Origin of the sequence: Azospira sp. (assembly GCF_030247495.1) — a bacterium.
Classification (GTDB): domain Bacteria; phylum Pseudomonadota; class Gammaproteobacteria; order Burkholderiales; family Rhodocyclaceae; genus Azospira; species Azospira oryzae.
This window is the reverse complement of the sequence record NZ_JAOTRW010000005.1, coordinates 117,591-135,948: the sequence shown is the minus strand read 5'-3', so window position 1 is coordinate 135,948 and position 18,358 is coordinate 117,591. Positions and strand designations below refer to the sequence as shown.

At 53.7% G+C, this 18,358-nt stretch carries 19 protein-coding genes; 15 read left to right on the top strand and 4 right to left on the bottom strand.

Annotated elements, in window-relative coordinates; genetic code table 11:
• Positions 1 to 170 precede the first annotated feature (170 nt).
• From OEL49_RS08740 to flgB, 13 genes are all read left to right on the top strand, one after another.
• Positions 171 to 725 (top strand): c-type cytochrome, encoded by a 555-nt coding sequence (locus OEL49_RS08740; protein WP_235609702.1) that lies wholly within the window; start codon positions 171 to 173, stop codon positions 723 to 725.
• Positions 726 to 809: 84 nt separating this feature from the next.
• Positions 810 to 1,256 carry a DUF411 domain-containing protein gene (locus OEL49_RS08735; RefSeq protein WP_109040444.1) on the top strand — a complete coding sequence of 149 codons (447 nt, stop codon included), beginning with the start codon at positions 810 to 812 and terminating at the stop codon, positions 1,254 to 1,256.
• Between the two features lie 21 nt (positions 1,257 to 1,277).
• Positions 1,278 to 1,619 (top strand): copper-binding protein, encoded by a 342-nt coding sequence (locus tag OEL49_RS08730; protein WP_014236174.1) that lies wholly within the window; start codon positions 1,278 to 1,280, stop codon positions 1,617 to 1,619.
• Between the two features lie 52 nt (positions 1,620 to 1,671).
• Entirely contained in the window at positions 1,672 to 2,943 is a 1,272-nt protein-coding gene (locus OEL49_RS08725) for a TolC family protein (protein ID WP_014236175.1), read from the top strand.
• Positions 2,940 to 4,526, top strand: a complete 1,587-nt coding sequence (locus OEL49_RS08720) for an efflux RND transporter periplasmic adaptor subunit (protein WP_014236176.1) — start codon at positions 2,940 to 2,942, stop codon at positions 4,524 to 4,526. Before OEL49_RS08725 ends, OEL49_RS08720 begins: the two co-directional genes overlap by 4 nt.
• Before the next feature lie 24 nt (positions 4,527 to 4,550).
• Positions 4,551 to 7,685, top strand: a complete 3,135-nt coding sequence (locus OEL49_RS08715; protein ID WP_014236177.1) for an efflux RND transporter permease subunit — start codon at positions 4,551 to 4,553, stop codon at positions 7,683 to 7,685.
• A gap of 19 nt (positions 7,686 to 7,704) precedes the next feature.
• Entirely contained in the window at positions 7,705 to 8,106 is a 402-nt protein-coding gene (locus OEL49_RS08710) for a hypothetical protein (RefSeq protein ID WP_014236178.1), read from the top strand.
• A 66-nt stretch (positions 8,107 to 8,172) separates the two neighbouring features.
• On the top strand, positions 8,173 to 10,455 hold the full coding sequence (locus OEL49_RS08705; RefSeq protein ID WP_014236179.1) for a heavy metal translocating P-type ATPase: 2,283 nt from the start codon (positions 8,173 to 8,175) through the stop codon (positions 10,453 to 10,455).
• Positions 10,456 to 10,559: 104 nt separating this feature from the next.
• On the top strand, positions 10,560 to 10,814 hold the full coding sequence (locus OEL49_RS08700; RefSeq protein ID WP_014236180.1) for a hypothetical protein: 255 nt from the start codon (positions 10,560 to 10,562) through the stop codon (positions 10,812 to 10,814).
• A gap of 742 nt (positions 10,815 to 11,556) precedes the next feature.
• Positions 11,557 to 11,823 carry a DUF2933 domain-containing protein gene (locus tag OEL49_RS08695; RefSeq protein WP_014236181.1) on the top strand — a complete coding sequence of 89 codons (267 nt, stop codon included), beginning with the start codon at positions 11,557 to 11,559 and terminating at the stop codon, positions 11,821 to 11,823.
• Positions 11,820 to 12,476: a methyltransferase family protein gene (locus tag OEL49_RS08690; RefSeq protein ID WP_014236182.1), complete on the top strand. Its 657-nt coding sequence runs from the start codon at positions 11,820 to 11,822 to the stop codon at positions 12,474 to 12,476. Before OEL49_RS08695 ends, OEL49_RS08690 begins: the two co-directional genes overlap by 4 nt.
• A gap of 146 nt (positions 12,477 to 12,622) precedes the next feature.
• Positions 12,623 to 12,940: a hypothetical protein gene (locus tag OEL49_RS08685; protein ID WP_157870587.1), complete on the top strand. Its 318-nt coding sequence runs from the start codon at positions 12,623 to 12,625 to the stop codon at positions 12,938 to 12,940.
• Positions 12,941 to 13,129: 189 nt separating this feature from the next.
• Positions 13,130 to 13,645 (top strand): flagellar basal body rod protein FlgB, encoded by a 516-nt coding sequence (gene flgB, locus OEL49_RS08680; RefSeq protein ID WP_232058775.1) that lies wholly within the window; start codon positions 13,130 to 13,132, stop codon positions 13,643 to 13,645.
• 147 nt (positions 13,646 to 13,792) lie between these two features.
• Here flgB and copK read toward each other — a convergent pair whose 3' ends face one another.
• Both copK and OEL49_RS08670 read right to left on the bottom strand, forming a co-directional pair.
• Positions 13,793 to 14,071, bottom strand: a complete 279-nt coding sequence (copK, locus tag OEL49_RS08675; RefSeq protein ID WP_014236184.1) for a periplasmic Cu(I)/Cu(II)-binding protein CopK — start codon at positions 14,069 to 14,071, stop codon at positions 13,793 to 13,795.
• Between the two features lie 104 nt (positions 14,072 to 14,175).
• Complete coding sequence (locus OEL49_RS08670) at positions 14,176 to 14,568, bottom strand: CzcE family metal-binding protein (protein ID WP_014236185.1); 393 nt, start codon at positions 14,566 to 14,568, stop codon at positions 14,176 to 14,178.
• Positions 14,569 to 14,852: 284 nt separating this feature from the next.
• On the opposite strand from OEL49_RS08670, the gene OEL49_RS08665 reads away from it, so the two are divergent.
• Positions 14,853 to 15,674 carry a three-Cys-motif partner protein TcmP gene (locus OEL49_RS08665; protein ID WP_014236186.1) on the top strand — a complete coding sequence of 274 codons (822 nt, stop codon included), beginning with the start codon at positions 14,853 to 14,855 and terminating at the stop codon, positions 15,672 to 15,674.
• Here the strand turns inward: OEL49_RS08665 and OEL49_RS08660 are convergent.
• Both OEL49_RS08660 and OEL49_RS08655 read right to left on the bottom strand, forming a co-directional pair.
• The gene (locus tag OEL49_RS08660) at positions 15,671 to 16,420 is read right to left on the bottom strand and encodes a phage Gp37/Gp68 family protein (protein WP_014236187.1); all 750 of its coding nucleotides are present in this window, start codon (positions 16,418 to 16,420) and stop codon (positions 15,671 to 15,673) included. The genes OEL49_RS08665 and OEL49_RS08660 overlap by 4 nt on opposite strands.
• Positions 16,421 to 16,470: 50 nt before the next feature.
• Positions 16,471 to 16,764, bottom strand: a complete 294-nt coding sequence (locus OEL49_RS08655) for a helix-turn-helix domain-containing protein (protein WP_043797791.1) — start codon at positions 16,762 to 16,764, stop codon at positions 16,471 to 16,473.
• A gap of 268 nt (positions 16,765 to 17,032) precedes the next feature.
• Between OEL49_RS08655 and OEL49_RS08650 the strand changes: the two genes are divergently transcribed.
• Positions 17,033 to 18,082 (top strand): TnsA endonuclease N-terminal domain-containing protein, encoded by a 1,050-nt coding sequence (locus OEL49_RS08650; RefSeq protein ID WP_287874414.1) that lies wholly within the window; start codon positions 17,033 to 17,035, stop codon positions 18,080 to 18,082.
• Positions 18,083 to 18,358: the final 276 nt, after the last annotated feature.

Here is an 18,358-nt window from a genome sequence, read left to right as displayed (position 1 = left end):
CAGAAAGCATCCGCATTACATAAATGTAATGTTGATGTCAGTCCCTCGTTATGCGGCATCTACCAGAATCCTGGTTACTCCTAAATAACCGCATTCCAATGCAAAAGCCCTTTCTTACCGTCGTAGGCGTAGCTGCAGTATTTGTAAGCGTGGTCGGAGCATCCATCAGCATGGGGTTTCCCTCCTTTGCCGCGGATGAGCCCCATTCTGAGTTAGTGACATCTCTCATCACTTATGCAAGAGAGCGTTCCATAAGCCGAGAGGTTAAAGGAGTAGATGTTCCTGCGGATCTAGGCTCTCCTGAACGAGTCCGCCGTGGTGCGGGGAATTACGAGGCCATGTGCGTCGACTGCCATCTATCCCCCAGTGCTGGAAATAGCGAAATCCGCCAAGGGCTATATCCCACTCCGCCCAATCTATCGGTAGTGCGAGAAAACGCCCATGACCCGAGTTCTGACGCCCGGGACTTCTGGATCATCAAACATGGCATCAAGGCCTCCGGCATGCCTGCCTGGGCAAAAGGAGGGATGGATGATGCAGCTATTTGGGATTTGGTTGCTTTCCTGAATGTCCTCCCCACGCAATCTACCGATAGTTACCAGCAACTGGTGAGTGCCAGCAACGGCCATTCTCATTCTGGAATTCCGGATGCCCATGGTGCCAGTGGTGGTCCCAGCCACCATTCGGTAGATGAACACAGTCCAGGCCACGTACATAGCCATTGATTACAAAAATGTAATCCGCGAGTCAGCCAACTGTAGGGGACGAGTCCTCAAACTGGGGACTTACAACGCAGGAGCTAGACAGTTATGACCCTACAAATGACATTTCGGCAGTTGCTAATGGTCGCCGCTGTGGCGGCTTCCGGTGCTGCTTACGCGCAAACCTCTACTCATGTCGAAGTCTTCAAGAGTCCTTACTGCGGTTGCTGCAAGGAGTGGGTTGAACACATGCGTAAGGCAGGATTCGATGTAACAACCCAGAATGTGACCGACGTTCCTGCTGCACGCAAGGCAACCGGAATGCCCGAAAAGTTTGGGTCCTGTCATACCGCCAAAGTTGGCGGCTATGCCATTGAGGGCCATGTTCCTGCTGCAGATGTTCAGCGCCTTCTTAAAGAAAAGCCCAAAGCCATCGGCCTTGCTGTCCCCGGGATGCCCCAAGGCTCTCCGGGTATGGAGACTAATCACCCGCAGCCGTATGACACCCTACTCGTCATGCCTGACGGTAGCTACAAGGTTTTTGCCAAGCACTGAGTTCATAATTAGGAGATTGACATGAAAAAGATGATTGTTCCGTTTGTTGCCGTTGCTCTGCTGGGGCCCGCTATTGGTATGGCAGCATCTGGCCATGATGATCATGGCAGCCACGGTGGAATGCACATGGAAGCCACTCAATCTGCCCTGATTGATGGCATCGTCAAAAAGGTGGATAAGGCAGGTGGAAAACTGACGGTATCGCATGGTGCTTTGCCGAATGGAATGCCTCCTATGACTATGGCGTTCCTGGTCAAAGATGCATCTTGGCTTGGCAAGGTGAAGGAAGGGCAGAAAATCCGCTTTGCCTCAGAAAACATTGATGGTGCGATGACCATCGTTCGCCTGGAGCCTCAAAACTAGGTGACTCTAGTTTGAGCGCGGTGTAATCGGAAACTTCCACGAGGGTCCAAACATGAAATCAATAAAAACCTCGCGCAACATCCTGTGCGCCGCGCTTATTGCAGCCTGGAGCATAAGTGCCGGAGCCCAGGTTCAACCGGGCAGCACGGTGGAGAGCCTTCTCTCGATTGCTCGGGAGAACAATCCTGAATTTGCCAGCATGCGCTACGAAGCCGATGCCGCAGCAGAGCGGATAGTTCCGGCAGGCGCCTTGCCCGACCCCCGGCTGCGTACCGAGTTGATGGATATCACAAAGGGGGGGGCTCAGAGCCCAACGCTTGCCCCCAACCGTGTTGGTACGGCTCGTTATACCCTGATGCAGGATGTTCCGTGGTTCGGCAAACGCGATCTCAAACGTGAAATTGCAGAACTAGAGGCTGCTGGGGCCAAAGGGCGTGCTTACGGGGTCTGGAGCGAGGTTTCTGCCAAAATCAAGACGACCTATGCCCAACTGTACTATCTAGCTCGCAATGAAACCCTGACCCAAGAAATATTGGATCTTATGGTTCGCTTGGAGCGCATAGCTCGAGTTCGCTACGCAAACGGATTGGCTGCCCAGCAGGATGTTATTCGTGCTCAGGTTGAGCAAACTGCAATGCGCAATGAACTCATTGCCCTGGAAACTGAGCATCACCACCTTACTACCCGGATGAATGCTCTGCTCGGACGGCCGGCATCGGCGTCCCTGGCATCTCCCGAAATCCTGCGCCCTTTGCCTCCGCCGGCCAAATTGGATTACGCCAGTCTAGTAGAGCGGGCCGAGGCCAAGAACCCGATGCTCTCGGCTGAAGGGCATCGCATCAAAGCCGCCGAGAAGAGCCGAGATCTGGCTTACAAAAATCGATATCCCGATTTCACCCTGGGTCTTGTTCCCAACCAGATGGGAAATGATGTGAAGCAATGGGATTTGATGTTCGAAATCAATATCCCATTACAACAAGCCAGCCGCCGTGCCCAGGAGCGTGAGGCAGAAGCAATGGTTTCGGCTAGTCGTGCCCGACGCGAAGCAACTGCTAACCAACTGCTCTCGGATCTTTCTGAGAGTTTGGCAGCGCTGGAGGCTGCGGTACGGACGGAGCGTTTGTCGACAGACAACCTACTGCCACAGGCTGAATTGACATTTAAGGCCGCCCTCGCTGGTTATGAGACTGGCAAGGTGGATTTCACCACGTTGCTGGATGCCCAGCGCCAAATCAGACAGGCCAAACTCAACCAGATTAAGTCCCGTGCCGAGGCTCAAGTACGTCTGGCTGAGGTAGAACGTATTCTCGGAGAAGAACTATGAACAAGGGAGTCATTTCAGTTGCCGTAGTTGCTGTTCTGGCTGCAGGTGGTGGGTATTGGGCAGGACAGAATAGTGGAAATGCTCCCCATGCCCACGACACCGTGGCTAGCCCCACTGACTCTGGGAAGGCAGAGCGGAAGATTCTCTATTACCGCAATCCGATGGGTTTGCCGGATACCTCCCAGGTACCAAAAAAGGATCCCATGGGGATGGACTACATCCCGGTATATGAGGGGGAGCAGGACGACGAGCCGGCCTCAGCAAACCAGATCAAGATCAGCACGGAAAAGATTCAGAAGCTGGGTGTTCGAACCGAAGCGGCGACCCTTGAGAGTCTTGATAAGGTGGTTCGGGCTGCTGGCAGAATCGAACCCGATGAACGCCGCACTTACGCTATTTCTCCAAAATATGAAGGCTATGTCGAACGCCTCTATGTGAATGCGACCGGACAGGCGGTTGGCAAGGGACAACCACTGTTTGAGGTCTATAGCCCTGAACTGGTCTCGGCACAGCGGGAGTACGCAATTGCTTCCCAAGGGCTAGAGAGCATGAAATCTGCTGATGACGCTGCCCAGTCTGGCATGCGTCAGTTAGCCGACTCCAGTCTGACTCGCTTGCGAAATTGGGATATTTCTGAGGAACAAGTCAAATCCTTGACCAAATCTGGCGATGCCAAACGTACGCTGATTTTTCGTTCTCCTGTTAATGGCATTGTGGCTGAAAAGAAGGCGGTTCAGGGAATGCGCTTTGCTCCAGGGGATGTGCTCTACCAAATTACTGATTTGGGCACCGTCTGGGTGATTGCTGATGTCTTTGAGCAAGATATTGGATGGGTGAAGTCCGGTGCCAAAGCGAAAGTAAAAATCAACGCTTACCCTGAAAAGACCTTCGAAGGGACCGTTTCCTATGTGTATCCGACCTTGAAGGCAGATACACGGACCATTCCGGTTCGGCTCGAACTCCCCAACCCTGGCAATCTGCTGAAGCCCGGCATGTTTGCCCAGGTAGAACTCCCCACTATTGCCAAGGGTGCTGTAGTCACTATCCCGAACTCGGCCGTAATTGATAGTGGTACCCGGCAAATTGTTCTGATCCAGGCGAAGGAAGGTCGATTTGAGCCGCGTGACGTAAAGCTTGGTGCCCGGAGTGAGAACCGGGTGGAGGTAATCGAAGGAGTTCGGGAGGGTGAGCAGGTTGTTGTTGCAGCCAACTTCCTCATTGATGCGGAAAGTAACCTCAAGGCTGTAGTCGGTGGATTCGGTCATTCCGGCCATGGCAGCTCCTCTCCTGGTGCAGGCCAAGATAAGCCTGTAGGCGTTGGCTACAAGGCAGAGGGCAAGGTTGAAGACCTTGATGCTAAAGCAGGGACCGTGATGCTTGCCCACGGGGCAATCCCGAGCCTGAAGTGGCCTGCCATGACGATGGAGTTCAAGGTGGCCAATCAATCTCTGCTCAAAGACCTCAAACCTGGGACCCCCATCAAATTTGAGTTTGTGGAGCGCAGTCCGGGAGAATGGGTTGTAACCACCATTAGCCCCGTTGCCGCTGTCCCAGTCCAGGCCAATCCTCACGCTGGTCACTGAGAAAAATAAAAGGAGCCCAGCGCGATGTTGGCAAAAATCATTGAATGGTCAGGGCGGAATCGCTTCCTGGTCTTGTTAGCCACGCTATTCATCATTGTTGCCGGTGTCGTTGCTGTCGTACGGACACCGCTTGATGCCCTGCCTGACCTGTCGGATGTACAGGTTATTGTCTATACCGAGTATCCCGGGCAGGCTCCCCAGGTGGTGGAGGATCAGGTTACCTATCCGCTAACTTCGGCAATGCTCTCTGTACCGAAGTCCAAGGTGGTTAGAGGCTTCTCGTTCTTTGGCGCCTCCTTTGTTTACATCATCTTTGAGGACGGAACGGATATCTACTGGGCCCGGTCCAGGGTCCTGGAATATCTCAACTTTGCCGCCGGCCGGATGCCCAAGGGTGTTACGCCCCAAATTGGTCCGGATGCCACCGGTGTTGGTTGGGTTTATCAGTATGCCGTCTTGGCAAAGAACAAGACCCTGGCAGAACTCCGTACCCTGCAGGACTGGTACCTGCGCTACCAGCTGACCAAAGCGCATGGTGTGGCTGAGGTTGCCTCCATCGGAGGCTTTGTCCAGACCTACCAAGTTACCGTAGATCCGGTAAAGCTACGGTCTTACGGCATCCCCCTGTCCAAAGTCTCCCAGGTTATTCGGGATTCCAATCGCGATGTGGGGGGGCGTGTCGTTGAGATGGCTGAAACCGAATACATGGTCCGCGGCAAAGGATATCTCCGTGGCACCGCAGACATTGAGAATCTGGTTGTTAAGGCCCAAGGCGGAACCCCCGTCATGATTCGGGACATTGCCCGAGTCGAATTGGCGCCCGATGAGCGTCGCGGGTTGACCGAGCTGAATGGAGAGGGAGAGGTTGTCTCCGGCATTGCAATGGCTCGTTATGGCCAGAATGCCCTAGAGGTCATCCATAACCTCAAGGAGAAGATCGGCGAGATTTCCTCCGGTCTTCCTGAGGGGGTAACCATTGAGACGGTCTATGACCGCTCCGAACTCATTCATCGGGCGATTGACACGCTAAAGCATACCCTGGCGGAAGAAAGCGTCATCGTGGCTCTGGTGTGTGTTGTGTTTCTACTGCACCTACGTAGCGCCCTGGTGGCAATTCTGATGCTGCCTGTAGGCGTCCTGATTTCCTTCATCTCCATGCGTTTGTTAGGGATGAACTCCAACCTCATGAGTCTTGGGGGGATTGCCATCGCCATTGGGGCGATGATTGATGCCGCCATCGTCATGATTGAGAACGCTCATAAGCACATTGAGCGGCTGCCCGAAAATCACAGCCATTCTGAGCGGGTGGAAGCAATGATTGCCGCTTGCAAGGAGGTGGGGCCGGCGTTGTTCTTCTCGCTGTTGATCATCACTGTCTCCTTCCTCCCTGTATTCACGCTGGAGGCCCAGGAAGGACGGCTGTTTTCCCCGCTTGCCTATACCAAAACCTTCTCCATGGCCGGTGCTGCTCTCCTGTCGGTCACGTTAGTTCCGGTCCTGATGATGCTGTTTATCCGCGGCAAGATCATGCCGGAAGCTAAAAACCCGGTGAATCGATTCCTCATCTGGGGATACCGGCCGATTATTGCGTGGGTGATGCGTCGGAAGACTGCCACCATCATCGCTGCGATTGTGGCGATGCTGATCTCAATCTATCCCGCTTCCAAATTGGGCTCAGAGTTCATGCCCACACTGAACGAAGGGACCTTGCTCTACATGCCGGCTTCCCTGCCAGGGATGTCCATTACTAAGGCGGCAGAGCTTCTCCAAACCCAGAACAAAATCATTAAGAGTTTCCCGGAAGTTGCCTCGGTCTACGGCAAGGCTGGTCGCGCCAATACCGCGACTGATCCGGCGCCGACAGAGATGTTTGAGACCGTAATCAACCTTAAGCCGGAGTCTGAATGGCGCCAGGGCATGACAACTGACAAGCTCATAGCCGAAATGGACAAGGCTCTGCAGTTCCCTGGTGTATCTAATGCCTGGACGATGCCGATCAAGGCTCGGATCGACATGCTCTCTACGGGGATCCGTACGCCCATCGGCATCAAGGTCTTTGGTAAAGATTTGAGTGAGATGGAGAGCCTTGCCCGAGAAATCGAAACTGTTGTGAAAGAAGTTCCCGGGACAACCTCGGCCTTTGCGGAACGAATCACTGGCGGCTATTACCTAAACATCGAGCCCGACCGTACCCAGCTTGCCCGGTATGGGCTGGCTGTTGGGGAATTGCAGGATGTGATTGGCCAAGCCTTGGGCGGTGAAATGGTCACCACTACCGTTGAAGGACGGGAGCGCTTCGGTGTGACTGTTCGCTATCCCCGGGAGTTGCGTTCCGATCCGCAGCAAATTGCCCAGCAGGTACTCGTGCCAACTGCGGATGGAGCCATGATTCCGCTTGGGCAACTGGCCAAGGTCCAAGTAGCCAAGGGAACGCCAGGTATCCGAACAGAAAACGCACTGCTTTCCGCTTACATATTTGTGGATATCCGTGATCGGGACATCGGTGGTTATGTTGCAGATGCCAAGAAGGCCGTTGCTGAAAAGGTGAAGTTCCCTCCCGGCTATTACGCCACCTGGAGCGGCCAATTTGAATCCATGGAACGGGCTATCGAGAAGATGAAGGTTGTGGTGCCTGTCACCCTGCTCATCATCTTCCTGTTGCTCTACCTCAATTTCAAACGTCTGACCGAAACGCTCATTGTGATGCTGTCAGTCCCGTTTGCCCTGGTGGGAGGGGTCTGGCTCATGTGGCTGCTGGGCTACAACCTGTCGGTTGCAGTGGCGGTTGGCTTTATCGCACTGGCCGGCGTGGCTGCGGAGACCGGGGTAGTCATGTTGATCTACCTCGACCATGCCTGGGAAGAACTCAAGACCAAGCGTCGGGCATCTGGCCAGGAGCCCAGCCTGGGCGACTTGTACGAAGCGATTATGGAGGGTGCAGTAGAGCGAGTCCGTCCGAAGATGATGACCGTGGTGGCCATCATGGCGGGCCTCCTGCCCATCATGTGGGGTACCGGTACCGGCTCGGAAGTCATGAGCCGTATTGCAGCCCCCATGGTTGGTGGAATGATTTCCTCGACAATCCTCACTCTGGCAGTGATTCCCGCGATCTACGCCCTGATTAAGCAGTGGCGGTTGAAGAATGGGAAAGAGAGTTAAGCGCATTAGGAGAAATATCATGAGAACCAGGATATCCCTTCCGATCCTCTGTCTGTGTCTGGGATTGTCGTCTGCAGCCTTTGCCAATGACGAACATCATCCGGAAAAGCCTCAAACCCCAGCTTCAGCTCCGGCGCCCCTCCAGCAAAGTGGGGGAATCAATACGCTTAAGTCTGATGTCATCAGACTCCGCTTGCAGGTCCAGAAAATCGCAAAGGCCAAAGACGACCAGGAGCGTAAGCGACTGCTGACTGAATACATGCATACCCTCCACGAGAGCATGCAGACGGCAGAAGGTATGGTTGGAGGAATGGAGGGCTGCCCGATGATGGACGAAATGTCGGGAGGCCTGCCTGCGGGCGGTAACCATGAGCATCATATGGAAATGATGAAGCGCATGATGGCGCCAGATAAGCACTGATCTTTATCTGCAGAGGAACTGTTTAGGTTGCGCATACCCGACTAGCAGCCGTGGGGAGGAGCTGAAATGAGTGACATTGATCCCGTATGTGGAATGACCGTAAAGCCGGATTCCCCCCATGCGTCTGATTTTGGGGGGACGCACTACCGGTTCTGTAGCGGCAAGTGCAAGGCAAAATTCGATGCTGATCCGCGGCAGTATCTGCATCCCCGCCAGGAGGAAAAGGCGCCCACCGGTGCTGAGTACACCTGCCCAATGCATCCGGAGGTTCGTCAGCTGGGGCCTGGAACCTGTCCCAAGTGCGGTATGGCTTTGGAGCCGATCATTCCGGAACTGGAGGCAGAGGAAGGCAATTCGGAGTATCGGGATTTCCGGTTTCGCTTCTGGGGCAGCCTACCGCTAACGCTCTTGGTAGTAATGCTGGCGATGGCGGGGCATCAACTCGAATTCCTGGCACCACAGCTACGGACCTGGGCGGAAATGGTGTTGTCCGTTCCCATCGTTTTCTGGGCGGGAGCCCCTTTCTTCATCCGTTGCTGGCAGTCCCTGGTCCACCGGACCCCCAACATGTGGACGCTTATCGGAATCGGTACCGGCGCCGCCTTTTCCTACAGCGTGGTGGCAGCCTTGGCCCCGGGACTGTTCCCGGCCTCGTTTGAAGCTCACGGCCGGATCGGGGTGTATTTCGAGGCGGCGGCGGTGATTATTTCCCTGACGCTGTTGGGGCAAATGCTGGAATTACGGGCCCGCTCCCAAACCTCTGCAGCGATCAAGTCCTTGCTGGGGCTGGCGCCCAAAACGGCGCGTCGGATCAATGCTGACGGGACTGAAGAGGACATCCCCCTTAATTATGTCCACGTGGGGGATACTCTGCGAGTTCGCCCGGGAGAAAAAGTCCCGGTGGATGGTGAGGTTACCGAGGGCTCCAGTGCGGTGGATGAATCCATGCTGACGGGTGAGCCGATCCCGGTGACCAAGCGGCCTGGGGACAAGGTGATTGGTGCCACAATGAATACCTCTGGCAGCCTCATTATTCGCTCCGAAAAGATCGGCTCCGAAACAATGCTGGCCCAGATTGTCCAGATGGTTGCCCAGGCCCAGCGTTCCAAGGCCCCAATGCAGCGCATGGCCGATGTGGTGGCTGGCTATTTCGTAATTGTTGTTGTCGCTATTGCCCTTCTGAGCTTCTTTGGGTGGGGCTTCTTCGGCGGAGAGAAGGGTTGGCTCTTTGGGCTAATCAATGGTGTCTCCGTGCTGATTATTGCCTGCCCCTGTGCCCTGGGGCTGGCGACACCCATGTCCATCATGGTGGCAACGGGTAAGGCCGCTACCCAGGGGGTATTGTTTCGAGATGCCGCGGCTATTGAGCGGCTCCGGGAGATCGATACGCTGATCGTGGACAAGACCGGCACTCTCACAGAAGGCAAGCCTACGTTTGAGTGTGCCATTGGTGCCCCCGGTGTCGATCAACAGGAGGTATTACGTTTAGCTGCCAGTCTTGACCAGGGGAGCGAACATCCCTTGGCTGTTGCGATTGTTCAAGCAGCCCGGGATCAGAGTCTCAACCTGGAAAAGGTTGAGGGTTTCGAGTCCGCCAGCGGCATTGGCGTGAGAGGTATGCTCGCCGGCAAGCAGCTGGCTTTGGGCAATACGGTCCTGATGTCCCAGGATGGTGTGGAGGTAGCCCCCATGGCAGGGCAAGCAGAGACGCTACGCCAAGGAGGGGCCAGTGTCATGTACCTGGCGGTCAATGGCCGTCTACAAGGAGTTCTGGCGGTATCTGACCCGGTCAAGGCCAGCACCCCGGAAGCACTCGCGGTCCTACGGGCAGCGGGCCTCCGGGTGGTAATGGCTACCGGTGACGGTGAAACCACCGCCCGGGCGGTTGGGCAACGGTTGGGGATCAGTGAAGTCCATGGAGAAGTGAAGCCAGCAGACAAGTTGGCCTTGGTTGAACGCCTGCAGAGGGAAGGAAGGGTAGTCGCCATGGCTGGAGACGGCATAAACGATGCGCCTGCCCTGGCCAAGGCTGATGTTGGGATTGCCATGGGAACCGGTACGGACGTGGCAATGAACAGCGCCCAGGTGACTCTTGTAAAAGGTGATTTGCGTGGTATCGCCCGTGCCCGCCTGCTATCGGCTGCTACGGTGGGTAATATGCGGCAAAACCTTGCCTTTGCCTTCTTGTACAACGCTTTGGGGGTGCCGGTAGCGGCAGGGATTCTCTATCCAGCATTCGGCTTGGTCTTGTCCCCGATTATCGCTGCGGCGGCCATGAGCCTTTCATCTCTCAGCGTGGTGAGTAATGCCTTACGACTACGTGGCATTAAGGCGGCAAACCTTACATAAAAGTAATGATGCGTTAATGGTTTTGACGGTTTTTCCGGTGCAAGATGGAAATCATCCGGGGGCAACCGGACGTGATCCCAACTCAACTGTTCAAGGAGATTGTCATGAAAACCAAAATTACTCTTGCTGCGACCCTGGTTGCTGCTGTTGCTCTGTTTTCTAATGGCGCTTTTGCTGCTGCGGACTCCGACAAGGTAACGGCTCCCGAAGCAACGGCTACCAAGACCAAGCCCCATTCCCACATGGAGGAGAAGACTGGCGTTACCGCTCCTGCAAAGGATCAAAAGGAAGCCACTCCTGCTGAAGGTCAGAAGAAGGTTGCCAAGAAGCAGCACTTTCATCCGCGTGACGGCAAGTAAGTCACTAAGGTATGGGCCGGGTATCCCGGCTCGTCTTCCCTATGTCGCCATATGAAAATCCGGGGCACGGTAATCTCTGTTCATGCCGTCTTTTGGCTGATGCAGTTGGTAGTGATCCCAAGGAAATACGCTTTGGCTTCTGTCGGAATGTCTTGATGCGACGCTGGCAGATCCAATGCAACCACGGCTGTACGAGGGTGCAACCGCCGGCAGATCCTAAGAGTTCCCATTGGAAGAATTTTGGAGAAATGGATTCCATCAAGGCCATCCTCATTCACAACGACTAACTGATTGGTTGGGGAACGCCATAAGGAGTACCACGATGAGAACTGCATCCCAGTCTTCCTCTGACGGGGCGTATGGCGAATGTATTGTCAAAAGCCGCCTTGGCTTGGCACCTGTCTTCAAGAAGCGCCGACTGCATTTCATATCTCCTGTTCCGGAGGCAATCCGTATGGTTTGCGGCTTTCTTCTTGGGATGGAAGGGGTCAGGTCAGCCATTCCGGATGGAGATGCTCTGTTGGTCGAATATGACCTGTTCCAGGTCACCTTGGCCCAGCTGGAGAAAACCTGCGCTGGCACTGGGCTCGTTCTGTGCAGCGGATTTCATGGTTGGATGCGAGCAATATGGCGCTTTACTGAAGACAATGAAATTCAGAATGCGGCCCATCCAATTAGTAGAGGATGTTGTAATCGTCCTCCGGCCCATACCAGCTAAGACGCCAGGATAAGGAGCCGCGAAATGCGAAATGAAAGCAAGACGAAGGAGGACTCTGCTCATGCACGACATGGGCGGAAAATATGGTGGGGATGGTGGTTCTTTGCTGCAGCCGGTTTGTTCTATCTGCTGTCCGAACACCAGGCCCATTTATTTGGCGTTCTACCCTACTTGCTGTTGCTGGCTTGCCCCTTTATGCATCTGTTTATGCACCATGGTCATCACGAACACCATGGGCAGAGGGGCGAACATCACAACGAGCAAGGTGAAAAGAAGGAGACTGGGCTATGAACCATGGTCAATCCGGTTACGGACTTTGGACTCTCGTATTCCTGAACTCCGCCTTCTTCATTTTTTTTGCTGTCAGCTTTTTTAAGCCCCAAACGAAACAGGATTGGCGGACGCTCGGGATGTTTTCAGCCTTTCTGGTTGCGCTCTTTACCGAGATGTATGGATTTCCGCTGACCATTTATCTGCTGTCTGGATGGTTGACGAAGTATTTCCCTGGGATCGACTGGCTATCTCATGATGCAGGTCATTTACCGGAAATGCTGTTCGGTTGGAAAAGTAACCCGCACTTTGGCCCCTTCCATTTGCTATCGACCGTATTCATTCTTGGGGGCTTCCTACTGCTAGCGAATGCCTGGCCAGTTCTCTACAAAGCACAAAGGAGCAGTACGCTGGCGACGGAGGGACCATATCGGCGGATTCGGCACCCACAATACCTAGCCTTTATTCTGATCATGTTTGGGTTTCTGTTGCAGTGGCCAACAATTATTACCCTTCTATTGTTCCCTCTTCTCGTGACGACCTACGTCAAACTAGCTCATCGGGAAGAGCAAGTTGGCCAAGCTATGTTTGGTGAGGCATGGCGCGATTATGCTGAGCACACTCCAAGGTGGATTCCCATAATCCGGGTTGAAGAGACTGGTGACTCCGCATAGAGGGGGGGCTTCTCCCGTCTAGGCAACTGCTATGGAATCTGACCGAAACGTGACCGGTTTGTAATTTCCCCGTTATGGGGGAGACAGGTTACCCCAGGCAAACTCTCCCTATGAGGCAATGAGCCTTTATGTTAGAGGGAGAAATCATGTCTGAGGTGACCCCATTCAGTAGCGCTAGAGCCCAGGTTGAGTCTCATCTGGATTTTGCCGGTCAACTGGCTATTTTAAATCTAGAGTACGCAGCCAAAGCACTCTCAAATCATCTCTCTACGGCCAAAGAATTTCTGCGCCAGCCAGCAGAGCTGGCTATTCTTGACTATGACCGGCCTGGGAAATGGCTAGTGGGTTTTAGTTGTTCTGCGATTGATTATTGGAAGACACATTCCATCGATTGCTTTGAATATCAGTATCGGATTTCCCAGGTTCTAACCGCATATTCGGCGAAAGAAGATTCTGGAAAATAGATAACCCCCTGATACCGACAAACTATCACTCTCATGGCTGGGGCATCGTCAATTCCTTCTGTAGCCAATGCCTCTATGTCTCCGACTCAAGGCGGGCATGAGGGGCATGGGAATGGGGGGGGGAATGCTGAAGGCGGAACCTTTTCTGGGGCTTTTAGCCAGGCGATTGCGCAACAAGCAGGTAGTCCCATGAGCACCCATGCTGCTCATGGTGGAGTTGGGTCCAGTGGTAATAGCCAAGGAATTGGGCACTCATCTGGAATGCTATCCAATAATGCTGCGGGGCACTCCGCGCATTTCCCGATCGGACAAGGGGGGCATGGCAGTCACGATTTTCAGCAAAAAATGCTAGGGGTGCGTGCTTACCGGCAGCAACTCATTGCGTCGAACATCGCGAATGCTGACACCCCTGGCTATAAGGCCGTTGATATTGATATTGAGCAGGCTGCTGAGATCGTCCGAGGAGCTTCAGCATCTCTCCCGTTGGCAAATACTGTGCAAGGTCACTTATCTGGAAGCAAGCAGCCCCCTCCTTTTCCCCTCAAATATCATGTTCCCTATCAACCAGCAGCTGATGGGAATACAGTAGAGATGGATGTTGAGCGAGCAAAGTTTGCAGAGAATTCGACGATGTATGAATTCTCCTTGGATCGGGTCAGCGGCCATTTCAAGCACATGATGGAGATGCTGCAAAATTTGAAATGAAGCGTTCGGCTTTTTATCCCTAAATACGCCGGGATATATCCGATAAAGACCTAAGTTGCCGAGCAACTATGTTAGGCAGAATTTATAGGAATGTATGAAGCGAAAACGGCTCCCAAAGGGAGCCGTTCAGATGGACATCAAAATTGATTAACCGCGATGCCCGCTGTGCAACAGATTATCAAGGCGCATGACCTCGTCACCATGCATCATGATCTTCTGGCCGTCTTTGGTTTCCATTACGGTGTCCTTCTTCATGCGCGTGGCACGACCGAACTTGTCTTCCATGCTCATTTTCCCATCTTTGAAGATGTAGAGAGTAGAGCCATCTTTCAACTCGATCGATTTCTCAACTTGAGAGGCGTCGACGGCGAAGGCGGATACACATGCGGTACTCAGGGCGGCAATGATTAGTGCTTTCTTCAGCATTTTTATCTCCTTATTTAGGTGTACTGCAGTTCCGATACTAGGGGTTTCATCCTGACAAAATGCCGTCACCAAGGTGACAATTGTGTCATCCCGGTGTCAGTGCATTAGCCCCCCTGATAGCTCGGATTTTCAGCTACATAGACCGTAATGCCATCTGCGCCAGGCATGATTTTCGAAAGAGGAAACGCGGCAGTTCCCAACGTATCAAAGGTCCAGACAACAGTCTTGCCTCCGACATTGATCTTGACGGTTTCCAGGCGAGTGACATTTACGTGCTTGGTACCGCTATCCACAGTGATTTCTCGATCGGCACTTTTGGTGGCGGCGTATCCAAATGCTGCTTGCTGATTTGCCGTCGGGCTTCCCGTGCTTTCTGCAACATGGCTAAGCCAATGAATGGCACCTGCCTCGGAGTAGTCTTCGTGGGCATAAGTCGTACCGACAGCCGCTAGACTCATAGCAGCGATTGCCATCAGTTGGGAAATCTTCGTCTTCATGGTTTTCTCCTTGTGACATCTAGTTAATTGAGGCGGACTATCGCGTCCAACCGTGATGCCATCTTAGGAGTCGTAAACCAACAGAACGCTGACCCAGGCGTTACGTTTATGAAAGCATTTTGATAAGAATTGTCAGGAATGCTTCCATAAACATTAAAGGCTATAGAAGTAGTAGCCAGGCCTTCTTATATGCGTGTAAGTTTTATTCATGGTCTATTGCCCTATTAAAGTCATTGGCGCTATCGTTTCCAATAATGATATTTGGATGAATTGAGGCGCGCCTTATGGGGCTGATTGTTGGGGATGATGGACTCCCTGCTGACGAAGTGGGGATCTGGGCCAAAGACAAGCACAAGTACCTTACTCGATACTTGGATATTTCCCGAGCCACTCGTCGGAAGTACATAGGCGAACGAAAGGGAGGTGCTGTTTATTTCGACCTTTTCTGCGGGACGGGCCGCTCGAAAGTTCGAGATACCGGTGAATGGATTGATGGCGGTGTCGTGGCTGCCTGGAAGACCAGTGTCGAGGGAGGCGCCCCCTTCACTGCCCTCCATATCTCGGATTTAGACGAAGAACGGCTGAAGGCCTGCACCAGTCGCCTAAAAGCACTCGGAGCTCCAGTGCATCCGATACACGCTAGTGCTGCACAAGCAGCAGACCTAATGGTCAAGGCGGTTAGCGGATATGCACTCCACTTTGCATTTATCGACCCCTACAATCTGGAGGCATTAGATTTTCGGGTAATCCAGGCCCTGTCGAGGCTCAAACGGATTGATCTTCTGATCCACTTAAGTGCGATGGATCTTCAACGCAACCTGGCGATCAATCTATCTGCAGAACACTCTGCCTTTGATGCATTCGCACCCGGCTGGCGCCAAGGAGTGTGTACTACCACCACCCAACTTGAGGTTCGCCGACAAGTGGTGGATTACTGGAGAGAATTGGTGGCCAATCTTGGTGTATGGCCTTCAACGGAGATGAAACTGATTACCGGAACGAAAAACCAGCCGCTTTACTGGCTCCTCATGGCCGCCAAGCACGAACTGCCGCACAAATTCTGGGAGACGGCAGCAAATGTGGAGGGCCAAGGACGACTTTTCTAGTAGGCCACTTGCTGGGCCGAAGGGTAAGCATCCCAGGTACGGCCCTTGAAGACTCGTCCATTTGCTTTCTTGTGGCGCTTAACGCCATCTGCGCCCCATCCTCCCCACTGTTTAAAGAAGAAGGCAGAACCGGCGGCATCTGCCTGTTCCTGGACGTTGGTTACCCAGTCCTCTTGCATGGGCCGGGCATGATGCCCCGATTCACCGCCAACAATGACCCAGTGAATCCCTGTCAGGTCGATCTCGCCGATATCTTCCAGCAAAGGCTCCACCGACAAAAAGCGGATACTTGCCTCTACCTGCCGCAGGTAATCGATACGGGGAACACCATATTTCCGGTCTTCCACCGAAACCCCAAGCCACACATTACTCGGGCATCCCCGCTCCCTGAAGTACTGAGGTAGGCGCTCAGCCCGCTTGGTCAGAATCTGGTAAGTGTGCTGAGGGGTATTGCGGATGACGTCAAAGACTTGGTCTAGGAACGTATCCGGAATGTCCTCGTGGAAGAGGTCGCTCATGGAATTGACGAAGTAGACGGTCGGCTTTTTCCGTTGCAGCGGTTGCTTCAGCCGTTCCGGCAGGATGGCCAACTTGAAGCCATTTTCATAGCCTGGCGCCCCCATGGCATGCAACCGACGAGCCATAACTTCAGCGTAGCAATGCTTGCATCCGGGAGATATTTTGGTGCACCCGGTTGTGGGATTCCAGGTTTGTTCAGTCCACTCGATACTGGTTTGAGTTGTCATAGCAGCTCCTTCCTACAAGCAGTAGTCCTTAATCTCACTAGGCCAGTTAATCAGACTGCAAGGCCGTCGATCAGTTTGGAGAGGGCCGTCCGTAAAGGCGCCTGATCCGCTCGCCCTAACCGTCCCCGGACCTTGGCCACGAGTTCTTCAATGGAGGATCCCTGGTCATCGTCGTTTCCATGCACCAGGTGCATACATTGCTCAATGACTTCGGCTCTGGGATTGACCTCTCCGCTTTCGTAGCGACAGAGCGTCGATTGAGAAACGCCAAGAAACTTGGCGAATTCAGCCTGACTCCTGCGATCACGGGCTTTTCGGATTAACTCGGGAATGTTGGTGATCATTGAGGCGTGTGACGAATAATGTATGTTTTGCATTATATATGCATTTGGCGCATATTAATGCCCTAAGTGGAGTTGCCTGCATGTGCTTGCTAAGACCTCGGGGGGAATGTGTGATGCCCCATGAGGGGGCGGTGCCGAAGTCGGAGCGCTATTTCGTTCTCAGACTCGTTTGACGCTAGTTGTTTGGCTAAGTAAAGACCTAGTTACGCCCGAACTTAGACGTTGAACAAAGTCTGGGCAGACGAACCGGATGTTCGGAGGTGTGCGAATGGAACTTGCTGAGCAGATCCAGCGGGATATCGGTGAGTTGGTCGATAAGCATCGGCATGTTGAACTCGACAGTCCTGCGAGGAATGAAAAGCTACAGCGGTGGCTGGCCAGCATCAATTCGCCAACCGGGACGCAAAAAAAGCGTCGCCGCGTAATGACATGGGACAAGCTCAATGAGCGCGTCCAGCAGGGATACGGGATGGGACACGGCGCTGACTATCAGCCATGGCTTACCCTCCGGCGGAAGAACTCATCTCGTGAGTCCAATCAAGTCGCAGCACACTTACATCCGCTGCATCGAGTTGGGTATTTCTTTTCCCGCGGCGAGTACCAGATCGCACTTTTGCTTCTATGGCTGCAGATTCATGATCTGCGGGAGCAGTACCCCCTTTGGCCAATTGCGCATCCTCATCCCCTGTATGGAACTCCGGGAACTGATGGGCTGCAGCTAGGCTACTGTACTGGCCTCTTTGACATTGCAGCGGAAGCTGGGATCGACCACGGCTACTTTCCTGGTGCTGATATTCCCTATGTTGCCACCATCGACTTTCTCGTCACCGTACGGAACGGTAACGAGTTCGAACTGGTAGCAATCTCCTGTAAGCCGATTGAGGATCCGGATCAGGAGGTGAAGTGGCGAACGCTAGAACGCCTGGAACTTGAGCGACGCTACGCAGAACGCATGGGAATCCGGTATCTCATCATGAGTTCGCGGTTCGTCCCAATTTTGATGGCCGGTCAGCTGGAATGGTGTATGGAGCGTGCCAGTCTGAGCGATGTGCCGCACCTCGCCGAATGCGTTGATGAGTTCTCATACGAATTTGCAGCGCTGCCACATCTGTCCGTCTCCGATGCGGTGGCCCGTGCGTCCGAGAGCCAGAAGATGTCTCTCGAGGAAGGCTGGATGGTCTTTCGTCACTGTGCCTGGACTCAGGCGATTGACATCGATCTTTCTGTCCCGCTTCTAACCTCCTATCCTGCGCGTAGGAATGGTCGCGTCCTTAGGGAGAAATTACGGGGCTCCCTATTTGAAGGGAGTGCGAAATGACGAACGTCGGGGTTGGCTTCATTTTCAGAGTGCAGGAGGACAACTGTACCGTCTGCCGCGGTCTCTATCGTGTCGTGGATGAATTGGGGGCGAATGATGGACTAGACAATCCTCTCGTCGTAATACAAATTCCGGAGCCCCCGCCACCTAGGGAGACTGGTAAGAGGCAGCCAAGCTACTACGCTAAGGGGTTCAGATACGTACGCCTTGATACGCTGCATGAGTTGCTAGATGAACGGAAAGCCCTCCAGTCCGAGACATTGCCCATTCCTCCCT